The sequence below is a fragment of the Prosthecobacter sp. genome, assembly GCF_044373815.1.
Classification (GTDB): domain Bacteria; phylum Verrucomicrobiota; class Verrucomicrobiia; order Verrucomicrobiales; family Verrucomicrobiaceae; genus Prosthecobacter.
Map to the genome: position 1 here is coordinate 1 of NZ_JBIPNG010000413.1, position 6,013 is coordinate 6,013.

Annotated in this window: 5 protein-coding genes and 1 tRNA gene; 4 read left to right on the forward strand and 2 right to left on the reverse strand. The window is 59.8% G+C overall.

Annotated elements, in window-relative coordinates:
* Positions 1-129: 129 nt before the first annotated feature.
* Both ACIREA_RS24665 and ACIREA_RS24670 read right to left on the reverse strand, forming a co-directional pair.
* A tRNA-Arg gene (locus ACIREA_RS24665) sits at positions 130-204 on the reverse strand.
* Between the two features lie 74 nt (positions 205-278).
* Entirely contained in the window at positions 279-1,178 is a 900-nt protein-coding gene (locus ACIREA_RS24670) for a sterol desaturase family protein (RefSeq protein WP_397384995.1), read from the reverse strand.
* A 197-nt stretch (positions 1,179-1,375) separates the two neighbouring features.
* On the opposite strand from ACIREA_RS24670, the gene ACIREA_RS24675 reads away from it, so the two are divergent.
* From ACIREA_RS24675 to ACIREA_RS24690, 4 genes are all read left to right on the forward strand, one after another.
* Entirely contained in the window at positions 1,376-2,779 is a 1,404-nt protein-coding gene (locus ACIREA_RS24675; RefSeq protein WP_397384996.1) for a hypothetical protein, read from the forward strand.
* A gap of 70 nt (positions 2,780-2,849) precedes the next feature.
* A complete protein-coding gene (locus tag ACIREA_RS24680; protein WP_397384997.1) occupies positions 2,850-3,893 on the forward strand; it encodes a zinc-binding dehydrogenase in 1,044 nt (347 codons plus the stop codon).
* Positions 3,894-3,906: 13 nt separating this feature from the next.
* Complete coding sequence (locus tag ACIREA_RS24685) at positions 3,907-5,145, forward strand: hypothetical protein (RefSeq protein ID WP_397384998.1); 1,239 nt, start codon at positions 3,907-3,909, stop codon at positions 5,143-5,145.
* The coding region (locus ACIREA_RS24690; protein ID WP_397384999.1) for a hypothetical protein at positions 5,142-6,013 on the forward strand (872 nt) is incomplete at its 3' end. The genes ACIREA_RS24685 and ACIREA_RS24690, both read left to right, overlap by 4 nt.

Below are 6,013 nucleotides of genomic sequence, written 5' to 3' on the forward strand. Positions count from 1 at the left end.
GTTGTAATGATTTTTTGCGGCATTTTGGTGCATTTCAGCGCATTTCGGTGCTCAATCGAACATGACTAATGAAAATGCACCTTTTACGCTCCAACCCTTGATTTATAAGGGTTCTAGCCGTTTCCCAAGTGGTGCGCCCGCCAGGAATCGAACCTGGATATGCGGCTTCGGAGACCACCATTCTATCCGTTGAACTACGGGCGCGTTGTTCGGGGAGCGATGCTTCGCATGGGCACCGGAGTGCAGCAAGTCGTTTTCAGGGGGATGTGCCGTCCTTTTTACAGCAACTCGTGCTTGTGGGTGCCTTCTTTGGCGGAGGACTGAAATTTGTGCCAGCGGAAGGGCTCGACGACCTGCCCCCAGAAGGTGCGGGGCATGGCGGACTTGATGCCGATCTCCACCGGAGGGCGGCGGTTGGTGTCGTCGTAATACGTGCCGAAGATGATGTCCCACAGCATGAGGTTTTCGCCGTAGTTTTTATTGCCTTCGCGAAGGTCCATGGAGTGGTGCCAACGGTGCAGGGCAGGGGTGTTGAAGATGTAGTTCAGCCAGCCGAAGCGCATCTGGATGTTGGCATGCGTGAGAAAGCCGATGTAGGCGGTGATGGCCCCGAACCACAGCACCACGCTCTGAGGCGCGCCAGCCAGCGCCAGCAGCGGTGCGGAGAAGAGGGCGCTCTTGAGAGTGTCGATGATGTGAAAGCGCCCGGTGTTGAAGAACCACAGCTTTTTGGAGCTGTGGTGCACCGCGTGAAACCACCACAGCGGCATCCACTCGTGCGCGATGCGGTGCGCCCAGTACAGGCCAAACTCCGCGATCACCAAACCCAGCACCACCTGGAAGAACATGGGCCAGTGATTGGGCCAGTACCCTGTGCCCAGATCTCCGCCCACCACGGAGGCAAGGCCGAGCCAGGTGGCGGAAATGATGAGGAGCTGCACAAACGATTTGGTGAAGGCCGTGTGAGCCAAATCTGGAAACTCCTGCCCGTCCGAGTGCAGCCAAGCTTTCTCGTGCGGATACACGCGCTCAAGGAAGTAAAGCAGCGCCGCGAGGCTGAAGTAAGTGATGTTAAAGGCCAGCGGCCCTTGCTTGTGCGCGATGCCGATCCCGGTGGGGATCAAGGCAGCAATGAGGATCAGGGGCCAGAGCAGGTATTCGAATATCTTGCGGAGCATGGGGTCTTTTTACAAAGCAAGAATTGTGCGGATTTCCAGTGCAGATGTGGGGAGATGATGCGCGGAGATTGCGGGGCGGGGGAGATGAGACAGCTCGGATGGTGCCGATGATCCCTCGGTCCCTGTGCGCTCGCCATCTCCTGCATTGACACTCCAGATCTCTTGACCCATCGCCCACGCCATGACAGGAGGTGAGCATGAGTCGATTGTTCAACATTCTCCGCGCACGCCGGGCCGTGAAGGAAGCCCACTTCATGAGCCGTGCGGACCTGCTGAAGCTGCAGGAGCGCCGCTGGCGTGGCATGGCGCGCTATGCGCTGGAGGTGAGCCCCTTTTACCGGCGGCATCTCGCGGGCATCGATGTGGAGCGCTGCCAGATCACAGACATCCCCCCCATGACGAAGGAGTTGATGGTGGAGAACTGGGATGAGATCGTCCCAGACAAGCGTTTGCGCCGCGCTGAGCTGGAAAAGTTTCTGCATGATCCGAAAAACTGGGGGACGCTGCTGCATGGCCGCTGGATGGTCAGCACCACTTCTGGCACCACCGGCCCGGGCTTTGCGGTTCCGCATGACATCGCCTCTGTGGACTGGGGTCATGCCTGTCAGAACCTGCGCAATTCCACATCTCCGCGAAGCGCCAGCCAGCCACCACTGCCGTTATTCCGCAGGCGGCTCAAGGTGCTGGCCTTCGTCACGGCCACTTCGCCTTCCGTTTCTGCGGCCTTGTATGCGACTCGGCCCTGGATCGGTGCGCTGTTTTGCACGTATCATCGAATCAACATCACCGCGCCGTGGAGTGAAATCCTGGCTGAGGTGCATCGCATCCAGCCGGATGCGATGATGGGCTATGCCTCCTTGTTCGGCCGTCTGGCGCAGGCCCAGCTGAATGGGGAGTTGAATATCCGCATGCCCAAGGACAAGGGCTACATTTGGGCCGGAGGAGATGCCGTGACGCCCGGCATTCGCGACCTCTGCCGCAGGGCCTTCGGCATTGAACCTTTCAACATGTATGGCTGCGGCGAGACGCTCGGCATCGCCCGGCAATGGCGGGGCATGGAGCACCTGCACTGCCATGATGACATGCTGGTATTTGAGGCGGTGGACGCTGCCGACCAGCCGGTGCCCGATGGCGTTCTTTCCGACCACGCGCTGGTGACGCCGCTCATCAACAAGGCGCTGCCGCTGCTGCGTTACCGCGTCCATGACCGTGTCAAACTCGGGCCGGTGGATGCCCATTGGCCTTTTAAGCGCATCGAGCAGATCATTGGCCGCAGCACGATGTGCTATGTGTTCAAGACTCCGGAGCGGCGCGTTTTCATCGGCACCAACTTTCTGTTCTTCATGGATGAGCAGCAAGAGGTGGCCATCTATCAGTTTCGCCAGACGGGGCCGGATGCCGTGGAGTGTTTGTTTGTTCCGCAACCAAGTGTCGATGTCCCGGTGCTGCAGCAGCAACTGGAGTCCCTGATGCGCCGCTGTCTGGATGATGGGGACTGCACGAGTGTGAAATGTTCGGCACGCATGGTGGCGCAGCTCAGCCCGGACCCACGCACTGGCAAGGTGGAGCAGAACGTGCCGCTGGCGGATGAGACGGCTTGAAGATGTGAAATGGCCCTGATTCCGGGATTCCTCTTTTCACTTCTTCATCCCTTTTTACCCTCTCCGCCCCATGAAGTCCGTCATCGCCATTTCCCCTGGAGAACTCGCCATCCTCGACACGCCGCAGCCCAAGCCCGGCCCCTATCAGGCGCTGGTACGCACGGAATGCGCCTGCCTGTGCAACCGCACGGATTCCGAACTGCTCGCCGGCAAATTTCCCGGCATGGAGGACAAGTTCCCCTTTGCCCTCGGCCATGAGAGCGTTGGCATCGTGATCGCGGTGGGAGACAAGGTGAAAAACTTCAACGTGGGAGATCGCGCAGTCGGCGGGCTTGTTTTCGATCTGCAAAAGGAAGGTGTTGATTCCGGCTGGGGTGGCTTTGGGGAGTTCACGCTGGCGAATGATCACGATGCCATGGTAGCAGACGGCGTGGCGGATGAGGCGCACGGCTGGGTGGAGGTGTTTGAGATTCAGACTCGTGTGGATGCCGACATCCCTCCGGAGGAAGCCGTGCTGCTGTGCACCTGGCGCGAGGTGCTGGGTGCCTTTCGCGATTTCCACCTCCAGCCCGGAGACGATGTGCTGATCTATGGCGCAGGTCCCGTGGGTCTGAGTTTTGTGAAGCTCGGTCGCCTCTTTGGCCTTGGCTGGATCGGCATCGTGGACCGGCATGCGGACAAGCAGGCCAAGGCGCTGGCCTTTGGCGCGGATGCTGCCTTTGCCCCCGGAGACCTGGAGATCGGAGAGCTTTCCAAGATTCGTGGCAAGAAGCTTGATGCCGTCATCGATGCCGTCGGTCATCCCGACATCGTGCAGCAGGGGCTGCCGTTGCTGCGCCGTGGGGGCTCGCACTGCATCTACGGTGTGCTCACGCATGGCGTGCTGCACATCGACAAAGCGAAGGCTGATTTCAACTTCAACCTCTTCGTTCATCAGTGGCCCACACGCCGCTACGAAAAGGAATCTCAGGCTGCGCTCTGCCAGTGGATTCGTGAGGGCAGGCTCACCTCGGCGGACTTCATCACGCACCGCTTCCCGGTCGATGACATCACCGCCGCGTTCAAGGCCGTGGCTGAGCGCAAGGTCATCAAGGCGCTGTTGGAATACGCGTGAGGCTTCTCTTTAAATGAAGCTGCAAACCTTGCTGCGTTGGTGCATGCGAATCGTTCTGCCGTTCGTCCACTGGCGTGTGCCGGTGGTCCTGCTGCGCGGGCCTGCGCGGGTTTCAGGCCGGGAGGTGGTGCTGCTCAGCGCAGGCTCCCCGTCCGCCTTCATCACCGGACGTTTCTTTGCGCAAGAGCCCACCGAGGTGCGCCGCACACGGGTGCCCGTCTGGCGGCTGCAGCGGCTGCTGAACGAGTGGCGCGATGCCGCCGACTTGGTGGACATCGAGATCGACCGGGTGTCCGCCCGCCTGCTTCTGGACACGACGTACCTTGCTCTGCCGCGGTGGATCACCAGCTGGATGAATGTCCCGGAGGATCTGCGGGAGTTCGGGCGCACGCACAGAAACGCCCAGACTGACCTCCGCCGCATACGCGTGAAAAACTTTGACTGCCACCTCAGCCGGGAGGGGAAGGACTTTGACCTCTTTTATGAAAAATTTCATCGTCCGCACACCACGGTACGGCATGGCAGCATGACGATGGTCTCCCCCCGCTGGATGATGCGGTATGTGTTTCGCCAGGGAATGATCCAGTGGGTGTCTCGCAAGGGGGAGAAACTGGCCGGCGGGATTCTCACCATCAAAGGCAAAGTGCTGACCAAGCGGGTGAATGGCGTGCTCGATGGGCGGGCGGATCTGCTCAAAGAGGGAGTGCTGAGTGCTCTCTATGTGCATGCGATGCAGGAAGCCAAACGTCTGGGCTGCACTGAGCTCAACATGGGTGGAAGCTTGCCTTCGCTGCATGACGGAGTCTTTCGCTACAAAAGCAAATGGGCCTCGGGCCTCCGCAGCCATGAGGGATTCATGTCCGCCAATTGCGTCACGCTGCTGGACTGGAATCGCCTGGCGGGGCCAGTGGCTGAGTTTCTGAGCCAGACCTCCCTCATTCATCAAGACCACGACGGCTACTCGGCCCTATGGGTCTTTCCCCATGACCAGCCGCTGACAGCGGAGACTTTGCAGCAGCAGTATGACAAGCTCGATACCGCCGGCCTGCTCCGGTTTGTTATCCTGCTGCCTGGAGAGGTGTCTGCGGGATTCGTATGCCCCGCCAATGTGCGCCTCATCCCCCTGACGGCTATACATGAGGGAGGGCCTGAACAGTTGAAGCTTTGCGAACTTGCAGCGCCTGGATTGATCAGTGAAACCATCCTGCCCGCTGTGAACTCAACTCGCCAAAGCCACGCTCAGTCATCATGATTGTCTTTCTGCACACCTTGCTGCGCTGGTGGGCGGCACTGCGCCTGCCCTTTACCAACTGGCGCGTATCTGTGCAGGAGCTCTGCGGCACTTCTCGTGTGTCTGGTCAGGAAGTCCGGATGATCGCAGCCGGGATGCCACGGTGGGCAGCGCAGGTCGGCACCTATTTCTTTGCGGAGGAGCCGGTGGTGGAGACAACCACCCAGGTGCCGGTGTGGTCCCTGCGGCGGCATTTGAATCAGCGGCAGGCCGCCGCCGATCTGACCCTTGTGGGGATTGACCGCATTTCAGCCCGGCTGTATTTAGGGAAAGACTATTTGGCGATGCCTCCTTTGATCTCCACCTGGCAGTCGGTTCCTGAGAATCCGTCAGATTCCTCTCAGAAGCGAAGCAGCGTGGCGTCGGATTTACGGCGTGTCAAAAAGCAAGGCTATACCAGCCAGCTTTCCAAGGCAGCCGGTGATTTTGATCTTTTTTACGAGCATTTCTACAAGCCCTACATTCTGGGCCGGCACACCACGAACGCCCGCCTGACGCCCCGCTGGATGCTGCGGCTGGTTTATGCTTTTGGTTCCATCCAGTGGCTGACACTGAAGGGTGAACGGGTGGCCGCAGACCTGGTGATGAAGCAGGGCAGGGGCTACAACCTGGTGGTGACAGGAGTGAAGGACGGACGGCAGGACCTCCTGCGTCAGGGGGCTCTGGCTGCTCTCTACATTAATTCTGTGGATCATGCCAGGCAGCTGGGCTGCACCCGCATTCTTCTGGGCAGCAGCAGAGCCTTTTTGCAGGACGGTCTGACGCGCTACAAGGGCAAGTGGATGGACGGCTTCAATCAGGATGATGGGCACATCACCGCCAACCACGT